The organism is Streptomyces sp. NBC_00328 (assembly GCF_036139655.1).
Classification (GTDB): Bacteria; Actinomycetota; Actinomycetes; order Streptomycetales; family Streptomycetaceae; genus Streptomyces.
Genome location: NZ_CP108013.1, coordinates 7854238 through 7872146 on the forward strand (window position 1 = coordinate 7854238; position 17909 = coordinate 7872146).

At 72.8% G+C, this 17909-nt stretch carries 16 protein-coding genes; 12 read left to right on the top strand and 4 right to left on the bottom strand.

Going from position 1 to position 17909, the window contains the following annotated elements:
- The first annotated feature begins 29 nt into the window (after window positions 1-29).
- The 6 genes from OG485_RS34290 (at window position 30) to OG485_RS34315 (ending at window position 5914) form a co-directional block, all read left to right on the top strand.
- Entirely contained in the window at window positions 30-272 is a 243-nt protein-coding gene (locus OG485_RS34290) for a DUF6158 family protein (protein ID WP_326784617.1), read from the top strand.
- Window positions 269-847 (top strand): TIGR03086 family metal-binding protein, encoded by a 579-nt coding sequence (locus tag OG485_RS34295; RefSeq protein WP_328672452.1) that lies wholly within the window; start codon window positions 269-271, stop codon window positions 845-847. The genes OG485_RS34290 and OG485_RS34295 overlap by 4 nt, the downstream gene beginning before the upstream one ends.
- Window positions 848-1100: 253 nt before the next feature.
- Complete coding sequence (locus OG485_RS34300) at window positions 1101-1895, top strand: RNA polymerase sigma factor SigF (RefSeq protein WP_328672453.1); 795 nt, start codon at window positions 1101-1103, stop codon at window positions 1893-1895.
- Between the two features lie 375 nt (window positions 1896-2270).
- A complete protein-coding gene (locus OG485_RS34305; RefSeq protein WP_328672454.1) occupies window positions 2271-3374 on the top strand; it encodes a hypothetical protein in 1104 nt (367 codons plus the stop codon).
- Between the two features lie 222 nt (window positions 3375-3596).
- Complete coding sequence (locus tag OG485_RS34310) at window positions 3597-4844, top strand: aminotransferase class I/II-fold pyridoxal phosphate-dependent enzyme (protein WP_328672455.1); 1248 nt, start codon at window positions 3597-3599, stop codon at window positions 4842-4844.
- Entirely contained in the window at window positions 4841-5914 is a 1074-nt protein-coding gene (locus OG485_RS34315) for an MBL fold metallo-hydrolase (RefSeq protein WP_328672456.1), read from the top strand. Before OG485_RS34310 ends, OG485_RS34315 begins: the two co-directional genes overlap by 4 nt.
- A 15-nt stretch (window positions 5915-5929) precedes the next feature.
- Here OG485_RS34315 and OG485_RS34320 read toward each other — a convergent pair whose 3' ends face one another.
- Window positions 5930-6556, bottom strand: coding sequence for a DedA family protein (locus OG485_RS34320; RefSeq protein ID WP_328674763.1), 627 nt, complete (start codon window positions 6554-6556; stop codon window positions 5930-5932).
- Between the two features lie 110 nt (window positions 6557-6666).
- The gene (locus OG485_RS34325) at window positions 6667-7440 is read right to left on the bottom strand and encodes an MBL fold metallo-hydrolase (RefSeq protein WP_328672457.1); all 774 of its coding nucleotides are present in this window, start codon (window positions 7438-7440) and stop codon (window positions 6667-6669) included.
- 84 nt (window positions 7441-7524) lie between these two features.
- Between OG485_RS34325 and OG485_RS34330 the strand changes: the two genes are divergently transcribed.
- From OG485_RS34330 to dnaK, 6 genes are all read left to right on the top strand, one after another.
- Window positions 7525-8004, top strand: a complete 480-nt coding sequence (locus OG485_RS34330) for a hypothetical protein (RefSeq protein WP_328672458.1) — start codon at window positions 7525-7527, stop codon at window positions 8002-8004.
- Window positions 8005-8240: 236 nt separating this feature from the next.
- The gene (locus tag OG485_RS34335) at window positions 8241-10301 is read left to right on the top strand and encodes an alkaline phosphatase family protein (protein ID WP_443048962.1); all 2061 of its coding nucleotides are present in this window, start codon (window positions 8241-8243) and stop codon (window positions 10299-10301) included.
- A gap of 195 nt (window positions 10302-10496) precedes the next feature.
- A complete protein-coding gene (locus OG485_RS34340; protein WP_328446361.1) occupies window positions 10497-11558 on the top strand; it encodes an ATP-binding protein in 1062 nt (353 codons plus the stop codon).
- Window positions 11555-13366 (top strand): vWA domain-containing protein, encoded by a 1812-nt coding sequence (locus OG485_RS34345; protein ID WP_328672460.1) that lies wholly within the window; start codon window positions 11555-11557, stop codon window positions 13364-13366. The genes OG485_RS34340 and OG485_RS34345 overlap by 4 nt, the downstream gene beginning before the upstream one ends.
- A gap of 163 nt (window positions 13367-13529) precedes the next feature.
- Window positions 13530-13955, top strand: coding sequence for an OsmC family protein (locus OG485_RS34350; protein ID WP_261705012.1), 426 nt, complete (start codon window positions 13530-13532; stop codon window positions 13953-13955).
- 142 nt (window positions 13956-14097) lie between these two features.
- Window positions 14098-16032, top strand: coding sequence for a molecular chaperone DnaK (gene dnaK / locus OG485_RS34355; RefSeq protein WP_328672461.1), 1935 nt, complete (start codon window positions 14098-14100; stop codon window positions 16030-16032).
- Here the strand turns inward: dnaK and OG485_RS34360 are convergent.
- A complete protein-coding gene (locus tag OG485_RS34360) occupies window positions 16026-16889 on the bottom strand; it encodes a helix-turn-helix domain-containing protein (RefSeq protein ID WP_328446345.1) in 864 nt (287 codons plus the stop codon). The two genes, dnaK and OG485_RS34360, sit on opposite strands and share 7 nt — an antisense overlap.
- Window positions 16890-17062: 173 nt before the next feature.
- Entirely contained in the window at window positions 17063-17902 is an 840-nt protein-coding gene (locus OG485_RS34365; RefSeq protein WP_328672462.1) for a helix-turn-helix domain-containing protein, read from the bottom strand.
- Window positions 17903-17909: the final 7 nt, after the last annotated feature.

Sequence of the window (17909 nt, forward strand, 5' to 3'; positions counted from 1 at the left end):
CCGACGGCCACGACGAGCGGGGTAGCACCATGACCGGAGTCGACCCGGACCGGCTGGACGATCAGCAGCTCATGAAAGAGCTGGAGGCCATCCACCGCACCCGCCACGACACGCTGTTGCACGGCTCGAACGACGCGCTGCACACCCACAACGTGCGTATGGCCCAGCTCGAGGGCGAGTACCTGCGCCGCCACCCGCGGCGGCCCGTCACGGCGGGCCGCACCCGCGACGGTGCCCGGGAACGCGGAGCAGCGGGGGTGCCGCCGGCATGAGCGAGCCGCAGTCTGTCCTGGTCCGGCAGGCGGAGGCCCTGGAGCTCTTCGGCCGCCGGGTCCACGCGATCCACGACGACCAGTGGGAGGCACCCACGCCCTGCAGCGCCTGGACCGTGCGCGATCTCGTGGGTCACCTCGTCTCCGAGCAGGCCTGGGTGCCCGCGCTGGTCCGTGACGGCGCCACCGTCGACGCGGTCGGCGACAGCCTGGCCGGCGACCTGCTCGGTCCCGACCCGGTCGCCGCCTGGGAGGCCGTGGCCGATGCCTCCCGCGCGGTGTTCGCCGAGCCGGGCGTGCTCGGCCGCACGGTCCACCTCTCCTTCGGGGACATGCCGGCGGACGACTACTGCGCGCAGCTCGTCACCGACCTGACGGTCCACACCTGGGACCTGTCCCGCGCCATCGGCGCCGAGGAACAACTTCCCGAGGACCTCTTGTCCTTCGCGGTCCGGGAGGTCACCCCGCACGCGGCGGAGCTGGAGAAGAGCGGGCTCTTCGCGGCCCCGGAGGAGCCGCCGCCCGGCGCCGACGTCCAGACGAAACTGCTCTGCCTGGTCGGGCGTCGGCCCTGACCCTGCCCTGACCCCGGGTGCCACCACGGGGAAGCCGTAACCGGGCCCCGGGAGGACGGGCGGACCGGGGTCAGGGAGAATCGGAGGGTGTTTGCTCCGCATGGCGCGGGGCAGACGCAGTTGCAGTGCTTCGGACAGGAGGCACGTCCGTGGGAGCGGCTATCCGCGCCATGGGTGTACTCGTCCGGCGCACGGGTGCGTTCCCACGATGACTGTCCATCACATGGCACCATCAAGGGAGTTGCGACGCACCATGCGAACTCAAGCGAGCGCGACGCACCATCCGCACGACGACGCCCCCGACACCGGGGAGGCATTCCGCAGGCTCGCGGCCCTCCCCCCGGGACAGCAGCGCGACGCCCTCCGTGCCGAGATCGTCGAGTCCTGGCTGCCGATGGCCGAACGGCTCGCGGGCCGCTTCCGCAACCGCGGCGAGAGTGCCGAGGACCTGCGCCAGGTCGCGGCACTCGGACTGGTCAAGGCCGTCGACCGTTACGACCCCGAACTCGGCAACGCCTTCGAGAGTTACGCGGTGCCGACGATCACCGGCGAGATCAAGCGCCACTTCCGTGACCACATGTGGACCCTGCACGTGCCGCGCCGGGTCCAGGACCTGCGCAACCGGGTCCGGTTCGCCGCCCAGGACCTGTCGCAGACCATCCCGGGCCGCCGGCCGACGGTCGCCGAGCTGGCCGAGCACGCCCGCATGAGCGAGGAGGACGTCCTCACGGGTCTGGAGGCCCTGGAGAGCTTCACCGCGCTCTCCCTGGACGCCGAACTGCCGGGCAGCGAGGACGGCTACTCCCTCAGCGACGCCCTCGGCTCGCCCGATCCGGCCCTCGACACCGTCATCGACCGCGAGGCCGTCAAACCCCGGCTCCAGGCCCTGTCCGAGCGGGAACGGGCCATCCTCTACATGCGGTTCTTCAGCGACATGACCCAGAGCCGCATCGCCGACGAACTGGGCATCTCCCAGATGCATGTCTCCCGCCTCATCAGCCGCTGCTGCACGCGACTGCGCGACCAGATCATGCGCGACGCGGCCTAGTGACGTAGCGGGCAACGTTCGCCCTGTCGTGATGTGACGCGCCGCCCGGATGCCGTGCCGGGCGGCTTGTGGCCGTACCCCGCATGGCCGCCGCCCGCGTCGATCCGGTCGGGGCCCCCGGTCATGGGTGCGGCGGGGGTTCCGGCCGTGGGTGCCGTACGGGCTCCGGGTGGGGGCGGGCCGGGGTGCGGGCGGCAGCGCACGGTGGGTACGGGGGACCGGTCGCGGCCCGTCCGCGATGTCACCCGCTCGGGCCCCGCTTTCCCGCGAATGGTGCCCGGCCGTTCGCGCCCGGCGGTGCGGCGGGCTCTGATGGGCCCGAGGGACACGACGGCCGTGGCTCTCGGACCGCAGCCCTCCGAAGGAGCTCCGCTCATGCGCCGTACCGCCCGTGTCCTGTACGCCACCGCCCTGGCCGGCGCCGCTCTCGGCGCCGCCGCGTCGGGCGCGGCCGCGGATCCGGCCGCGGAGGTCAGTCCGGGCTCAGTCGAACCCGGTGGCACCGTCACCGTCACGGTCAGCTGCGACGCGATCGGGGGGACCCTGCCCGACTCCATCGACGCCAGCTCCCAGGGTTTCCAGGAGGGCAAGGTCCAGCTCCACCGCGTCGAGGGCGCCGACCCGAGCGCCGCGGGCGCCGCCTCCTACAGCGGCACCGCCCACATCGGGTCCGGCGAACCCGATCCGGCCGCCGGCTCCGCCACGGAGGGGTCCGGCGCGGGGCGCGGCTTCGACGAGGTGAGCCCCGGTACGAACGGTTCCGGCGCGGCGGCGAACTCCGACGCGAAGAACTCCGCCGACGCGCCCGCGGGAGCCCGGGCGGGAGCGGTGAGCTCCGCTCCCGGGGGCTGGGCCACCGTCGTGCCCGATGCCCAGGCCCCCGCTCCCGGCGCCGGTGACCCCGTGGTCCCCGACTCACTGGTCCCCGACTCGCTGATCCCCGACACCGACAGCCCGGGCACGGTCGGCCCGGAGACGGTGGGTCCGGATCAGGGCGGTCCGGATGCGGTGGGCCCGGATACGGTCGGTCCGGATTCGGCGGCCCCCGACGACCTGGGCCCGGACACGGTGGGGCCCGACACGGTTCCCGAACCGCTGAGCCCGGACGCCGTGGGTTCCGGCACCGCGGCTCCCGGCACGGTGGAACCGGACATCGCGGGCCCCGACACCGGGGGCGCCGACGGACGGTGGAACGTCGGCGGGGTCTGTCCCGCGCCCCCGGGCGGTCACGGGAAGCAGTGGACCGCCTCGTACTCCGTGGCCCGCGGCGCCACGGCGACCCATGTTCCCGACAGCGGGACCGGCTCCGACACCGGCATGGGTGAACGTCCGCCCACGGTCCAGCGGGGTGTACACGCCGGCGAGGGCGGGGTGTTCACCGACTCCGTGCCGGCCCTGGTCGCCGGCGGACTGCTGATCGCCGGGGCCCTGGGCGCGGCCGCGCAACGGGTGCACAGACTGCGCCGACGGCGGAGGTGACAGGCGGAGGCCACGGTGGCGGTGGACGGCACGGCGGCTGACGATGTGACAGACACACCCGAGTGGACACACGGGACGGCGTGCCTCCGGGCGCCGAGCGGTTCACCCCGCAGGCCGGCGAGCGGCTCCCGGTAGCCGTACGAGCGGACGACGACACCCGGAACCGTACGGCGGGCGGGCTCCGGAACAGGGAACGGCGGCATCCACGGTGCGGAGGCAGGTATGCGGCGGACGGACCCCGAAGGCCACGGACCGCTCCGGTACGGTCCGCCCCTGCCCGACCAGGGCCTGCCCGTGCTCCCGGAACTCCGCTCCGTGCTGGCCGCCGCCGCGAACCGCTCCGCCGTCGAACCCTGCGGCGGCGGCCCCGTGCTCCTCGACGCCGCCAGCGGCTACTGGACCCGGCGCGGACTGCGTGCCGCACCCGACCGGGTGGCGGCCGCCCCCGGAGCCCCCGCGCTGCTGCTGGCCCTGACCGGCGCGCTCGGCGGCGACATCCTCATGTCCCGCCCGTGTGCCGCCTGGTGGGCGCCGCAGGCACGCCTGCTGGGCAGATCCGTGTTCCACGTGGCGACGCCCGCGGAGTGCGGCGGCGTCCCCGATCCCTACGCCCTCCTGGAGACCGTCCGCAGGGTCCGCGCGGAGGGCGGCGACCCGCGGCTGCTCCTGCTGTCCGTCGCCGACGACCCGACCGCCACCGTCGCACCGCCCGAGGTGGTGCACGAGGCCGTGGAGGCCGCGGCGGGCGAGGGACTGCACATCGTCAGCGACGAGACCTGGCGCGACACCCTGCACGAGCCGCGGGACACCGTGCTGCTCAGCCCCGCCGAGATGCTCCCCGACGACGTCTCCGTGATCGCCGACCTCGCGGGTGCCTTCCTGCCGCAGGGCTGGCCCGCCGCCGTCGCCCGCTTCCCCGACAACGCGGCGGGCGCCTCCCTGCGTTCCCGCGTCCTCGACGTGCTCACCGTGCTCGGCGCGCGCGTCGCCGAACCGGTCGCCGCCGCGGCCGCGTACGCGCTCGGCGAGCCCGCCGTGATCACCGAACGGCTCACCGCCGCCGTACGCCTGCACGCCTGCGTGGCCGGCGCCGTCCACCGGGCGGTGGGTGCCGCCGGGGCCGTCGCGCGCCCCCCGCAGGCCGGCCGGCACCTGTACGTCGACCTCGGCGCGTTCCGATCCGCCCTCGGCGCGCGCGGCGTCGGTGACGCGCAGGACCTGGAGGACCACCTCTCCGCCCGGCTCGGCATGCCCGCGCCGGGCGGACACCGCTTCGGCGACGACCTCGCCGCCCTCCGGGTCCGACTCGGCACCGGGCCGCTGCTCGGCTCCACGGACGAGGAGCGGGAGGAAGCGCTCATCTCCCCCTCGCCACTGGAACTGCCGCATGTGCACCGCGCGTTGACCCTCTTGGGGTCGGCCTTCGGCGATCTCCGTGACGACGCCGAGCGACGGGAGTCTCCTCGATGACGCAGCAGTCCGAGTCGACCACGAGCACGACGACCCAGGCCACCGGCGATCCCGCGCCCCCGGCCGCCCCGGTGCCCGGGCACCCCGCCGTCCTCCCTCCAGCGCCCCTCGCCGAGCCCCGCCCGCTCGGTGAGCGGCGCCTGTGGCCCCGGTCCTTCGCGAACCGGCTGACCGCCCCGCTGCCCGGCCTGCGGGCCTTCACGCGGCTCGCCCGCGAGGGCGCGCTCCGGCCGCGTGCCGAAGGGCTCGCCGAGATCCCGCTGCTGCCCTTCGAGCCGGAACCGCTGCCCGCCGTGGACGCCCGGACGGTCGCCGTCTCCTGGGCGGGGCACGCGAGCTGGGTGATCCGGATCGGCGGGCTCACCGTCCTCACCGACCCGGTCTGGTCCCGCCGCATCGTGGGAACCCCGGCCCGGATCACCCCGGTCGGCGTGGCCTGGAACACGCTGCCGCGCGTCGACGCGGTCGTCGTCAGCCACAACCACTACGACCATCTGGACGCACCGACCCTGCGCCGACTCCCGCGCGACACACCGGTGTTCGTACCGGCCGGCCTCGGACGCTGGTTCAGACGGCGCCGTTTCACCCGGATCACCGAGCTCGACTGGTGGGAGGCGGCCCAACTCGACGGTGTGCGCTTCGATTTCGTCCCCGCCCACCACTGGTCCAAGCGCACCCTCACCGACACCTGCCGTTCCCTGTGGGGCGGCTGGGTGCTCACGGCACCCGAGGGCCGGAGCGTCTACTTCGCGGGCGACACCGGATACGGCCACTGGTTCACCCGCATCGGGCAGCGCCACCCGGGGATCGACCTCGCCCTCCTGCCCATCGGCGCGTACGACCCCCGCTGGTGGCTGAGCGACGTGCACTGCGACCCGGAAGAGGCCGTGCAGGCGGCCGTCGACCTGCGCGCGCGGCGGATGGCCCCGATGCACTGGGGCACCTTCGTGCTCTCGGCCGAACCGGTGCTGGAACCACTGCGGCGGGTGCGGGCGGCGTGGGAGCGGGCGGGCCTGGCCCGGGAGAACCTGTGGGATCTGGCGGTGGGAGGTTCCCGGGTGCTGGAGTGACGGTGCCTGCCCGCCCTACGAGGGTTTCGTGCCGCGGAACCTGCGCCACGCACCCGGCGCCAGGCTGATCGCCACGGTCAGTGCCACCGCCGCCACCACGCCCTGCCACGGCTCGGGGAAGAGCGAGCCGCCGAGGATGCCGATGATCTGGTAGGTGGCCGCCCAGGCGAGACAGGCCGGGATGTCCCCGCGGGCGAAGACGCGCAGCGGCATCTTCGCGATCAGGCAGGCCAGCATCACCGGAATCCGGCCCGCCGGAACGAGGCGGGACAGGACGAGGACGGCGATGCCGTGGTCGGCGAGCTTCTGCTGCGCCCGGGCGAGCCGGTCCTCGGGGGCGCGTTCCCGGATCGCCTCCAGCCAGCGCGATCCGTTCCTCGAGCCCATGCCGCGCCGGCCGAGCCAGTAGAGCGACACGTCACCGAGGAACGCGGCGACCGAGGAGACCAGGAACACCATGAGCAGCGCGAAGGGTGACGTCTGGTGGAAGGCCACGACCGCCGCCGAACTCACCAGCGCCCCCGTCGGCACCACCGGCACCAGAGCGCCGATCAGCACCAGCAGGAACAGCGACGGATAGCCGATCGCCTGCTGAGTGGACTGCGGCGGGACGGTCGGCGCCGCGGCGGACAGGAACACCAGCGGTGCGGTGCCCTTGAGCGACACGAGGGTCGTGCCCTTGAGCGACAGAAGAGCGCCGCCCTTGACCGACTGAAGGGCCGGGGGAGCCACCGCCCCGGCGGACCAGGACATCACCGAGCGGCCTTCGGACGCACGCTCTCGCCCTGCCTCAGCAGATGAACCGCCACCTGGGGCGCACGCTCGGCGGCCAGGCGCACGAACTCCTCACCCGGCGCGTGGAATTCATGGGGGCGCACGGCATCCATCCCGATGGGCCAGAACGTGCCGTAGTGCACCGGCACAGCGCTGCGCGGACGCAACGCGGCGAGCGCCTCGGCGGCACGTCCCGCGTCGAGATGCCCCTCCCCGAGATACGGGCCCCAGCCGCCCACCGGCAGCAGGGCCAAGTCGACCGGTCCGACCTCCTCGGCCATCGACGCGAACAGCCCCGTGTCCCCGGCGAAGTACGTCCGCGCCTCGCCCTCGATCACGTACCCCACGGCGGGGGAGCGGTGCGGTCCGATCGGCAGCCGGCGTCCGTCGTGCCGTGCCGGAACCGTACGGACGGCCAGGTCACCGACGCGGGTGCGGTCACCGGGCGCGACCTCCGTGAGCCGCAGATGGTCCAGCTTGCGCAGTCCGGGCACCGAACGCGGCGCACCGCGCGGCACGAGCAGCCGGGTACCCGGGGCCAGTCGCGCCAGCGAGGGAAGATGCAGATGGTCGGCGTGCAGATGGGAGACCAGCGCGACGTCGGCGACCGCGGCCGGGGGAGGGGGCGGCGCCCCGCGCCTGCGCCGCAGGTGTGCGAGCCGGCGCGCGAAGAGGGGATCGGTGAGCACGCGTGTCCCGGAGTCCTCCAGCGTGCAGGTGGCGTGCCCCCACCAGGTGATCTCCACCGGCACCTCTTTGCCTCCTTCGCACGACTCCCCCCGAGCCTACGGGCAGGAGTAGGGTCTGCGGCGAAACCATGAGGTGAGGGGGACACCATGGGAGACGCACGCGGTGCCTCCGGCACGCACGCCCTCGAACGCTCGCACGAGCGCGGCGGCCCCGTGCCGCGCTCCCCGTCGCTTCGCGTCACGGCGATCGCGAGCCTGACACCTCTGGAGGAACTCGACGAGGACCCCTTTCTCGTCGACTCCCGCAGCCAGCACGCGATGTGCGCCCGCTGGGCCGCCGAGCACGGCTACGTCGTCACCCGGGAACTTCTCGTACGCGGGCTGCGCCCGGACCACCGCAGCCTGTGGGCGGATGTCGAGGCCGGTCTCGTGGACCTGTTCGTCGCGCCCAGCCGCCGGGTGCTGGAGCGCGCGCTCGCCTCGGTGGAGGAGTTCACCGCCGAGTGCGCGCGCCGCGGTGTCCGCGTCGAGACCGTGGGCACCGCGGAACCGTCGTACGACGCCCAGATGAAGGCCAGGGTCCACCGCCGTCTGTCGATGCCGACGGCCGGATACGACGGCCGTTGATCTCCCGCCCGCGGTGAGTCCCGGCGAAAGGGCACCTGGGGAAGCCTCGTGAGGGACTTCGCGCGGCTTTTGGGGACTTCTGGGGATCTCCGGCCGTTGTGACAGGGTGGGAGCAGGCCGCGCGGACCGGGCGGGCCGGGACGTGAGGTGGACCGGGCGTGGACAAAGGACGTTGGCGGCGCCTCGCCAGCGCGGCGGGGCGCAGCATCACGGTGTGGGCCGTGTCCACGCTCACCATGCTCGTCCTCGCCGGTGCGCTGCCCGACTTCCGGCTCCAGTCGGAGAGCGGGGACAGCGCGACACGGATCGCCGTCACCGCGGCGGCCGGCGCGGGCGTCTTCGGTCTCCTGTCGGCGCTGGTGTGGCCCCTGCTCGTGCGGGCCCTGCTCCTCGTCCCCGCCCTGGTGCTGGGCCTGCTCGTCTTCTTCCTGAACGGCTCGCTGCTGCTGATCGCCCTGCGGCTCAACCCCTCCGGGCACGGCGAGGCGGCCCCCGAGACCGCCGTGGTCGTCGCCGCCGTCATGTCGGCCGTCGCCTCGGCCACCGGTGCCGCCCTCGCCGTACGGGACGACGACGCCTACCGTCGCCGCCTCTACCGGCTCGCCGACCGGCGCCGCAGACGCGCCACCGGGCGGCCCGGCCCCTCGACTCCCGGCGTGGTCTTCCTCCAGCTCGACGGCGTCGGACACGACGTGCTGCGCGAGGCGATCGGCAAGGGTCTGATGCCCACCGCCGCCCGATGGCTCGGCGGGAAGCGCCCCACCCACCGGCTCACCCCGTGGAGAACCGACTGGTCCAGCCAGACCGGCGCCAGCCAGCTCGGCATCCTGCACGGCAGCAACCACGACGTCCCCGCCTTCCGCTGGTACGAGAAGGACACCCAGGAGGTCATGGTCTGCAACCGGCCGACCAGCGCCGCCGAGCTCCAGCGGCGGGCCGTCGCGCACACCGGCGACGGCGGCCTGCTCACCGCCGGCGGCGCGAGCCGGGGCAACCTCTTCAGCGGCGGCGCCGACGAGCTGGCCCTCGTGCTGTCCGTCGCCGCGCGCAGGGGACGGGACAACCGCTCGCGGGCCGGCTATTTCGCCTACTTCTCCGACCCGGCCAACGCCGTCCGTACGGCGATGTCGTTCGTGGCCGAGGTCTTCAGGGAGACGGGCCAGTCCACCCGGGCCCGCCTCCAGCGGCGACGCCCCCGCGTCGATCGCGGCGGGCTGTACCCGTTCGTCCGCGCCTTCGCGACCGTCGTCGAGCGGGATGTCGTGGTCGCCGCGGTGATCGGCGACATGCTCGCCGGGCGCAACGCGGTCTACGCGGACCTGGTGGCCTACGACGAGGTGGCGCACCACTCCGGGCCGCGGAGCCGGGACGCCGAGAGGATCCTGGAGCGGCTCGACCGGTCGCTCGCGCTCATCGAGAAGGTCGCCGAACACGCCCCGCGGCCGTACCGGATCGTCGTGCTCTCCGACCACGGCCAGAGCCCCGGCGAGACCTTCCTGACCAGATACGGCCTCAGCCTCGGCAATCTGGTCCGGGCCGGCTGCGGGCTGCCCGTGCCCCGCAGGGCCCGCAGTACCCACAGCGGTGCCGAGGCCCGGACCGCCGTCCGGGCCGCGCTGCGCAGACCGGTCGAGGAGCGCGAGGAGCGGCGCGGACCGGCGGGGCGCCGCTCCGAGCCCCTGGTCCTGGCCTCGGGCAACCTCGGCCTGGTCTCCTTCCCCGACGTCACGCACCGGATGAGCCGGGAGGAGATCGACCGGCGCCATCCCGCGCTGCTGTCCACGCTCGCCAACCACCCGGGCATCGGCTTCCTCCTGGTACGCAGCGAGGAGCACGGCGGCCTCGTGCTCGGGGCGCACGGCGCCGAGGTGCCGGTGGGCCGGCTCGACGACGAACACCCGGGCCCACTGGCCGACTTCGGTCCCGGCGCCGCCGACGCGGTGCGGCGCACGCACACGTTCCCGCACACCGCCGACATCATGGTCAACTCCTGGTACGACCCCGTCGAGGGCGAAGTCCTCGCCTTCGAGGAGCAGATCGGCTCGCACGGCGGGCTCGGCGGTGCCCAGGGGCACCCGTTCCTGCTCTCTCCGCTCACCCTGTCCGCACCGGCCGGCGCGGACAGGGACCCCGCAGGCCCGGACGCCGGACTCGTCGGCACGGCCACGGAACCCGCCGGCCCGGACGCCGGACTCGTAGGCGCGGAGCGGGTGCACGACGTGCTGCGGCGCTGGCTGCGTGAGTGCGACGGCGCCCAAGTACCGCTGCCGTCCCACCCGGACGAGCAGGCCGCCTGAGCGGCGGCTCGGCCGCGGGGCGGCGAACAGCCGGCCCGTTCACCGGCCGGCCCGGTCGCCGGCACCGGAAAAATGGGAGGCGGCGGACATCGCGCCGCGCCCACACTGTGGGCATCACACGCCGCGCTTTCGCGCGCGTCCCTCACACATCGCTCGTCTCTCACCCCCTTTCTCATACCTTCAAGGAGCTCGCCTGTGCAGGCAGCCGTCACCGTCACGCCCTCCCGTGTCCCGGAGCTGCTTCTCGGTCTCGCCACCGTGCGGCCGGTCTTCCTCTGGGGCGCCCCCGGCATCGGAAAGTCCTCCCTGGTCAGGGAGTTCGCCGAATCGCTCGGGCTGGAGTGCGTGAGCCTGCTGGGTACGCAGCTCGCGCCCGAGGACCTGATCGGCGTGCCGCAGATCCGTGACGGGCGTTCCGTCTTCTGCCCGCCGCAGGCCATCGCCCGCGACGAGCCGTACTGCCTGTTCCTTGACGAGCTGAACGCGGCGACGCCCGATGTGCAGAAGGCCTTCTACTCGCTCATCCTGGACCGCCGCATCGGTGACTACGAGCTGCCGAAGGGCTCCATCGTGATCGGCGCGGGCAACCGGGCGACGGACAACGCGCTGGCCCGCCCGATCGCCTCGGCGCTGATCAACCGGCTCACCCACGTCCATCTGGAGGCCTCTCCGAAGGACTGGCTCGTCTGGGCCGCCAAGAACGACATCCACCCCTGGGTGCTCGACCACCTCACCGACCGCCCCGACCACCTGTGGTCCAAGCCGCCGAAGACCGAGGAGCCCTTCTCCACCCCGCGCTCCTGGCACATGCTCTCCGACGCGCTGGGCTCCTTCGGCGACGCGCTCGACGAGGAGACCCTGAAGGTGATCGCCCACGGCACGCTGACGCCCGCGCACGCCGTCGCGTTCTGCGGCTACGTCAAGATCGTGCGCAGTCGCTTCGGCATCGAGGCCATCCTCAAGGGTGACGCCCGCTGGCCCTCCCGTACGGAGGACCGCGACCTCCTCTACTACCTCGCGGAGTCCTTCCGCGGCCGCCTCGTCAAGGAACTCCCGGCTGGCCGGGACCACATCTCGGCGAACGCCCGGCAGACCGCGTACCGGGCCAAGTCCCTGCTCATCCAGCTCGCCGAGATATCCGTCGAGGTCGCCCAGAGCGTCATCGCCTCGGACGCCGACGGCAATCCGGTCCTGCCCGCGTGGTTCCTGGTGGAGGCGGCCCGGGACATGCCGCGCCTGGTGGAGGCGCGCCGGTGAGCCGTTCCCGCAAGGCCGGGGCGAAGGCCAAGGCCAAGCCCGATCCCGCCGCCGAGGCGTTCGCCGAGGGGCTGCGGCTGGTCCGGGCCAATCCGGCGCTGGGCGCCGTCGGCTTCCGCGTCTGCCGGGAGGACACGTGCGCGCGGGCTCCCCGGGACGGGCTGGTGGTCGTCGACTCCAACGGGACCGTGCACGTCAACCCGACCCGTCGCGCCGAACCCGTCACCTGGGCCTGGGCCATGGCGCACGCCGTCATCCATCTGGGCTTCGGCCATGTCCCGGCCGCGGCCGGGACGCGCGAGCAGCCGGACCGTTTCGACCTCGCCGCCCGCTGCGTGGTGGTGAACCGCTTCCTGCTCGGCTTCTCGGTGGGCCTGACGCCCGAGGACCTCCCGGACTCCTACCCCGGCGGTGACGAGGAACGGCTCGCCGCGGCCTGGCGCCGCGACGGCATCCCGCCCCGGTACGAACACTGCGGCACGGCGGGCGGCGACCCGGACCAGGCCCTCGTGTCCTGGAACGCCTGGCTCGGCAGCGCTCCGGCCGACTGGCAGGTGACCTTCGCGCACGCGCTGATCGGCACCATGTCCGCCGCGATGGACGTGGCGGGCGGGAGACGCGCCTCCATGAGCGAAGGCCCCACCCCGCTCCGGCCCTGGGAGCGGGCGCTGAGCTGGTTCGTCTCCTCCTACCCGTTGCTCGGCGGCCTCGCGGCGGGCATCACGCTCGTCGCCGACGCCGAACTCGCCCGCGCCCACGACATCTCCGTCGCCGCCGTGGACACCGAGGCGGCCGAGATCTACATCAACCCGCTGTGCTCGTTCAGCGACGAGGAATGGCGGTTCGTCCTCGCCCACGAGATGCTGCACGCCGCCCTGCGCCACGGTGACCGCTGCGGCACCCGGGACCCGTACCTCTTCAACGTCGCCGCCGACTATGTGATCAACGGCTGGCTGTGCGAGATGCAGGTCGGCACGATGCCCGAGGGGCTGCTGCACGACCCGGAGCTGAAGGACCTGTCGGCCGAGGAGGTGTACGACCGGATCGCCGGCGATCTGCGCCGGATGCGCCGCCTCGCCACGCTGCGCGGCAGGGGAACGGGCGACATCCTGGGCGGACCGCTCGGCTCGGCGCGCGACTACGTCGACCTCGACGAGTTCTACCGCCGTGGCCTGGCCCGGGGCCTCGATCTGCACCAGCAGCAGGAGCGCGGTTTCCTGCCCGGTGGTCTGGTCGAGGAGATCCGCGCGCTCAGCCATCCGCCGCTGCCCTGGGACGCCCGACTCGCCCGCTGGTTCGACGAGTTCGTGCCCCGGCCCGAGCCGCTGCGGTCGTACGCGCGTCCCTCCCGCCGGCAGGCGGCCACCCCGGGCATCCCCCGCGCGGGCCGCTGGTTCCCGCCCGAGGAGATCGCCCGCTGCACCTTCGGCGTCGTGCTCGACACCTCCGGCTCCATGGACCGCACCCTGCTCGGCAAGGCGCTGGGCGCCATCGCCTCGTACGCCGGGTCCCGCGACGTGCCGGCCGCCCGCGTCGTGTTCTGCGACGCCGCCCCGTACGACGCGGGCTATCTGCCCGTCACGGAGATCGCCGGACGCGTACGGGTGCACGGGCGCGGCGGCACCGTGCTGCAACCGGGCGTCGATCTGCTGCACCGCGCCGACGACTTCCCGCCGGGCGCTCCCGTCCTGGTGATCACGGACGGATACTGCGACGTGCTGCGGGTGCGGCGCGAGCACGCCTATCTGGTGCCGCACGCCGCACGGCTCCCCTTCACCGCGCGCGGGCCGGTCTTCCGGGTGACCTGAGCCCCCGCCGCGGTGTTCCGGCGGGCTCCGCGGCCCCCGTCCGGCGAAATCCCGGACACGCACCGGCAGGTCGCCGTCCGAACCGCGGGGTGCGCCGGGCTCAGGTGTGATCGGATGGGAGACACGGACCCCGGCAACGGGACCACACCCGAAAGGAATCATCGTGGCAACCACGCGCACCGCACACACCGTGTGGGAAGGCAACCTGCTCGAGGGCAACGGCGTCGTCACCTTCGACTCCTCCGGCATCGGCCAGCAGCCGGTGACGTGGGCGTCGCGGGCCCAGGACGCCAACGGCAAGACCAGCCCCGAGGAACTGATCGCGGCCGCCCACTCCAGCTGCTTCTCCATGGCGCTGTCGCACGCCCTCGCGGGTGCCGGGACGCCGCCCACCAAGCTCCTGACCAACGCCGACGTCACCTTCCAGCCCGGCGAGGGCATCACCGGCATCCACCTCACGGTCGAGGGCACGGTGCCGGGCCTCGACAACGACGGCTTCGTCGCGGCGGCCGAGGACGCCAAGAAGAACTGCCCGGTCAGCCAGGCCCTGACCGGTACGACGATCACGCTGTCGGCGAAGCTCGCCTGACGCTCGTACGCCGATGCCGCGTCCTCCCCGCGGGGGCGCGGCATCGGCGTGTCCGCCCGCGTACGCCGTCCGCGCCATTGACAAGCGAGAACACAGGTTTTGTGCTTGGGGGCGGGCAGAGCCGTGGCGGAAGGGGACGGACATGGCACGTGCGGTCGGGATCGATCTGGGGACGACGAACTCGGTGGTGGCGGTCCTGGAGGGCGGTGAGGCGACGGTCGTCGCCAATGCCGAGGGGGCACGCACCACACCCTCGGTGGTGGCCTTCGCCAAGAACGGCGAGGTGCTGGTCGGCGAGGTCGCCAAACGGCAGGCGGTGACGAACGTGGAGCGCACCGCGCGGTCCGTGAAGCGGTACATGGGCGATGTGAACTGGCGGTTTCCCGGGAAGGGCAGCATCGACGGCACCCGCTACCGCGCCCAGGAGCTGTCCGCGCGGGTGCTGCAGAAACTGAAGCGGGACGCCGAGGCCTATCTGGGCCAGGACGTCACGGACGCCGTGATCACCGTGCCCGCCTACTTCGACGACGCGCAGCGCCAGGCCACCAAGGAGGCGGGCGAGATCGCGGGGCTGAAGGTCTTACGGATCATCAACGAGCCGACCGCCGCGGCCCTGGCGTACGGGCTCGACCGCGGGGAGGAGCAGACCGTCCTCGTCTTCGACCTGGGCGGCGGCACCTTCGACGTCTCGCTCCTGGAGATCGGTGACGGGGTCATCGAGGTCAAGGCGACCAACGGTGACACCCGGCTGGGCGGTGACGACTGGGACCAGCGGATCGTCGAGCACCTCGCCCAGCGCTTCAAGGCCGCGCACGGCATCGATCTCGGACACGACAAGATGGCTCTGCAACGGCTGCGCGAGGGCGCCGAGAAGGCCAAGATCGAGCTGTCCTCGTCCACCGAGACCACCGTCAACCTGCCCTACATCACCGCCACCGCCCAAGGCCCTCTACACCTCGACGAGAAACTGACGCGTGCTCAGTTCCAGGAGCTGACGGCCGACTTGCTCGACCGCTGCAAGACCCCCTTCCACCAGGCCGTCAAGGACGCCGGTGTGAAACTGTCCGCCGTGGACCACGTCATCCTGGTCGGCGGCTCCACCCGGATGCCCGCCGTCACCGACCTGGTGAAGGAACTCACCGGCAAGGACCCGCACAAGGGCGTCAACCCGGACGAGGTCGTGGCTCTCGGCGCCGGACTCCAGGCCGGTGTGATCCGCGGAGACGTGAAGGACGTCCTGCTCCTCGACGTCACCCCGCTGTCCCTCGGCATCGAGACCAAGGGCGGCATCATGACCACGCTCATCGAGCGCAACACCACGATTCCCACGCGGCGTTCGGAGATCTTCACGACGGCCGCCGACAACCAGCCCTCGGTCGGCATCCAGGTCTACCAGGGCGAGCGCGAGATCGCCGCCTACAACAAGAAGCTCGGGGTCTTCGACCTCACCGGCCTGCCGCCCGCGCCGCGCGGTGTCCCGCAGATCGAGGTCGCCTTCGACATCGACGCCAACGGGATCACCCACGTCTCCGCGAAGGACCTGGCCACCGGGCGCGAGCAGAAGATGACCGTGACCGGCGGTTCCGCGCTGCCCAAGGACGACATCGACCGCCTGGTGCGCGAGGCCGAGCAGTACGCCGAGGAGGACCGGCGCAACCGGGAGGCGGCCGAGACCCGCAACCACGGCGAGCAACTCGTCTACCAGACCGAGAAGTTCGTCCGCGAGAACGACGAACGCATCCCCGCCGGCACGAAGGACGCGGTCGCCTCGGCGGCCACCGAACTGAAAGAGCTTCTGGAGGACTCCTCCACCGACACCGCCGCTCTGCGCGGCGCCATCGAGAAGCTGGCCACCGTCAGCCAGCAGATGGGCCAGGCCATGTACGCCCAGGCCCAGCAGAGGCCGGCCCCGCAGGACCAGCCGCCCACCGGGCAGGCGCCCACCGAGCAGGCGCAGGACGACGAGGACGTGGTGGACGCGGAGATCGTGGACGAGGACCGGGCAAGGGACGCAGGGGACGGAGAGGACTCAGGCGGCGGCCGGGACAGGTTCCCGGGGCCGGGGCCCGCTCAGTAGCGCTCGCGGAACTCCCGGAGGATCTCCTTGGTGCGTTCGGCGGAGGCGGAGTGGGCCGACATGTGGTCCAGCACCTCCAGATGCAGGGCCACCTCCTCGCGCGCGTCGAGGTAGAGAGCGCCGGTCACGTACTCGCTGTAGACGATGTCCGGCAGCTCTCGCTCGGCGAAGCGGAACAGCGCGAAGGACGTGTACGTCCCCGGGTGCGGGCCGGCCGCGAACTCCGCGACCTGAAGCGTGACGTGATCGAGCTCGACCCATTCGAGGAGCCGGTCCATCTGGTCGCGCATGACCTCACCCCGGATGCTCACCGGACGCAGCAACGCCGTCTCGTCCATGATCACCCAGAGGTGGGGAGGGTTCTCGCGGGTGAGCAGCGCCTGCCGTTTCATGCGCAGCGCCACATGCCGGTCGATGGCCTCGGTGCCCGTCTGCCCGACGGTCCCGGCCTCCAGCACGGCCCGCGCGTACTCCTCGGTCTGCAACAGCCCCGGCACGAAATGCGGTTCGTAACTGCGGATCAGCCGGGCCGCGCCCTCCAGGCTGACGTGCATGCTGAACCAGTCCGGCAGCACGTCGTGGTACCGCTGCCACCAGCCCGGTTCGTTCGCCTCCTCTGCCAGTGCCACGAAGGTGTCCGTCTCGTCCTCGGAGACACCGTACGTCGTCAGCAGAACCTGCACATAAGGGATCTTGAGGGCGACCTCGGCCATCTCCATCCGCCGCACGGTCGCCGGCGCGACCCGCAGGACACGCGCCGCTTCCTCCCGTTTCAGGCCCGCGGCCTCGCGCAGCTCCTGGAGCCGTCGCCCCAGAACCACCTGCCCCACCGTGGGTGCCGGCCGCCGCTCACTCACGCCACGCCTCCCCACGCGCCGAAGTATGCGTGCAGTGTGCCATGTCCGTGCGGAACCATCATCGATTGGCCTCAACATGCGCACAGCCAGCGCGATCTGACGCACCGTAGGCATCACGCCGCTCGTCCCGCACCACCGTCACCGGCGCCTCTTCTCTCTTCGGTGACAGATCATCACGCATGCAGCGCGTGAAGGTACTTCCCCGTCGCGGGGTCCGCCGGGAGGAACGTCTCGATGGCCAGCTCGGCGACCGTCACGTCCATCGGGGTGTTGAACGTCGAGATGGACGAGATGAACGACAGCACCCGCCCCTCGTGCTCGATCCGCATCGGGAGCGCGAAGTGGGGCGCGGGACCGAGCGGCTCGTCGTCGTCCACCTCCGCGTCCCGGTCCGGCACCGGATACGCCGCCACCTCCTCGTACAGCGCGCGCAGCGGCTCCGAACGGCGCAGCGCGATCTGCCGGTCCATCTGGGCGAGCAGATGATCCCGCCACGTGCGCAGATTGCGGATGCGCGGCGCCAGGCCCTCCGGATGAAGGGTCAGCCGCATCGCGTTCAGCGGCGGCACGAGGAGCCGGTCCGTGACGCCGTCCAGCAGCAGGGCGACCCCGCGGTTCGCGGCCAGAACGTCGTACCTGGCGTCGACGATCAGCGCCGGATACGGCTCGTAGCCCTGGATCAGCCGTTCCATGCCCCCGCGCAGCGCGTCCATCGACGGGTCGTCGATCGGGGTCTCCGCGTAGCGCGGCGCGTAACCCGCCGCGAGCAGCAGCGCGTTGCGCTCGCGGACCGGCACATCGAGGTGCTCGGCGAGCCGCAGCACCATGTCCTCGCTGGGGCGGGAACGGCCCGTCTCGATGAAACTGATGTGCCGGGCCGAGGACCCCGCCCGCAGGGCCAGCTCCAGTTGGCTCACCCGGCGCTGCTCCCGCCAGCCGCGCAGCAGCGGCCCGACACCGCCGTCGGCCGAGGTACGGGGGGCGGCGGGGGGACCGGACGGGACAGGGCTCATGTGAGGA

Excerpts from the sequence above, each read along its gene's own strand:
- OG485_RS34335 (WP_443048962.1), top strand. The coding sequence starts at position 8,241 with ATGCTCGTCCTCGCCGGTGCGCTGCCCGACTTCCGGCTCCAGTCGGAG.
- OG485_RS34290 (WP_326784617.1), top strand. The coding sequence starts at position 30 with ATGACCGGAGTCGACCCGGACCGGCTGGACGATCAGCAGCTCATGAAA.
- OG485_RS34305 (WP_328672454.1), top strand. The coding sequence starts at position 2,271 with ATGCGCCGTACCGCCCGTGTCCTGTACGCCACCGCCCTGGCCGGCGCC.
- OG485_RS34315 (WP_328672456.1), top strand. The coding sequence starts at position 4,841 with ATGACGCAGCAGTCCGAGTCGACCACGAGCACGACGACCCAGGCCACC.
- OG485_RS34365 (WP_328672462.1), bottom strand. The coding sequence starts at position 17,902 with ATGAGCCCTGTCCCGTCCGGTCCCCCCGCCGCCCCCCGTACCTCGGCC.
- OG485_RS34295 (WP_328672452.1), top strand. The coding sequence starts at position 269 with ATGAGCGAGCCGCAGTCTGTCCTGGTCCGGCAGGCGGAGGCCCTGGAG.
- OG485_RS34310 (WP_328672455.1), top strand. The coding sequence starts at position 3,597 with ATGCGGCGGACGGACCCCGAAGGCCACGGACCGCTCCGGTACGGTCCG.
- OG485_RS34330 (WP_328672458.1), top strand. The coding sequence starts at position 7,525 with ATGGGAGACGCACGCGGTGCCTCCGGCACGCACGCCCTCGAACGCTCG.
- OG485_RS34300 (WP_328672453.1), top strand. The coding sequence starts at position 1,101 with ATGCGAACTCAAGCGAGCGCGACGCACCATCCGCACGACGACGCCCCC.
- dnaK (WP_328672461.1), top strand. The coding sequence starts at position 14,098 with ATGGCACGTGCGGTCGGGATCGATCTGGGGACGACGAACTCGGTGGTG.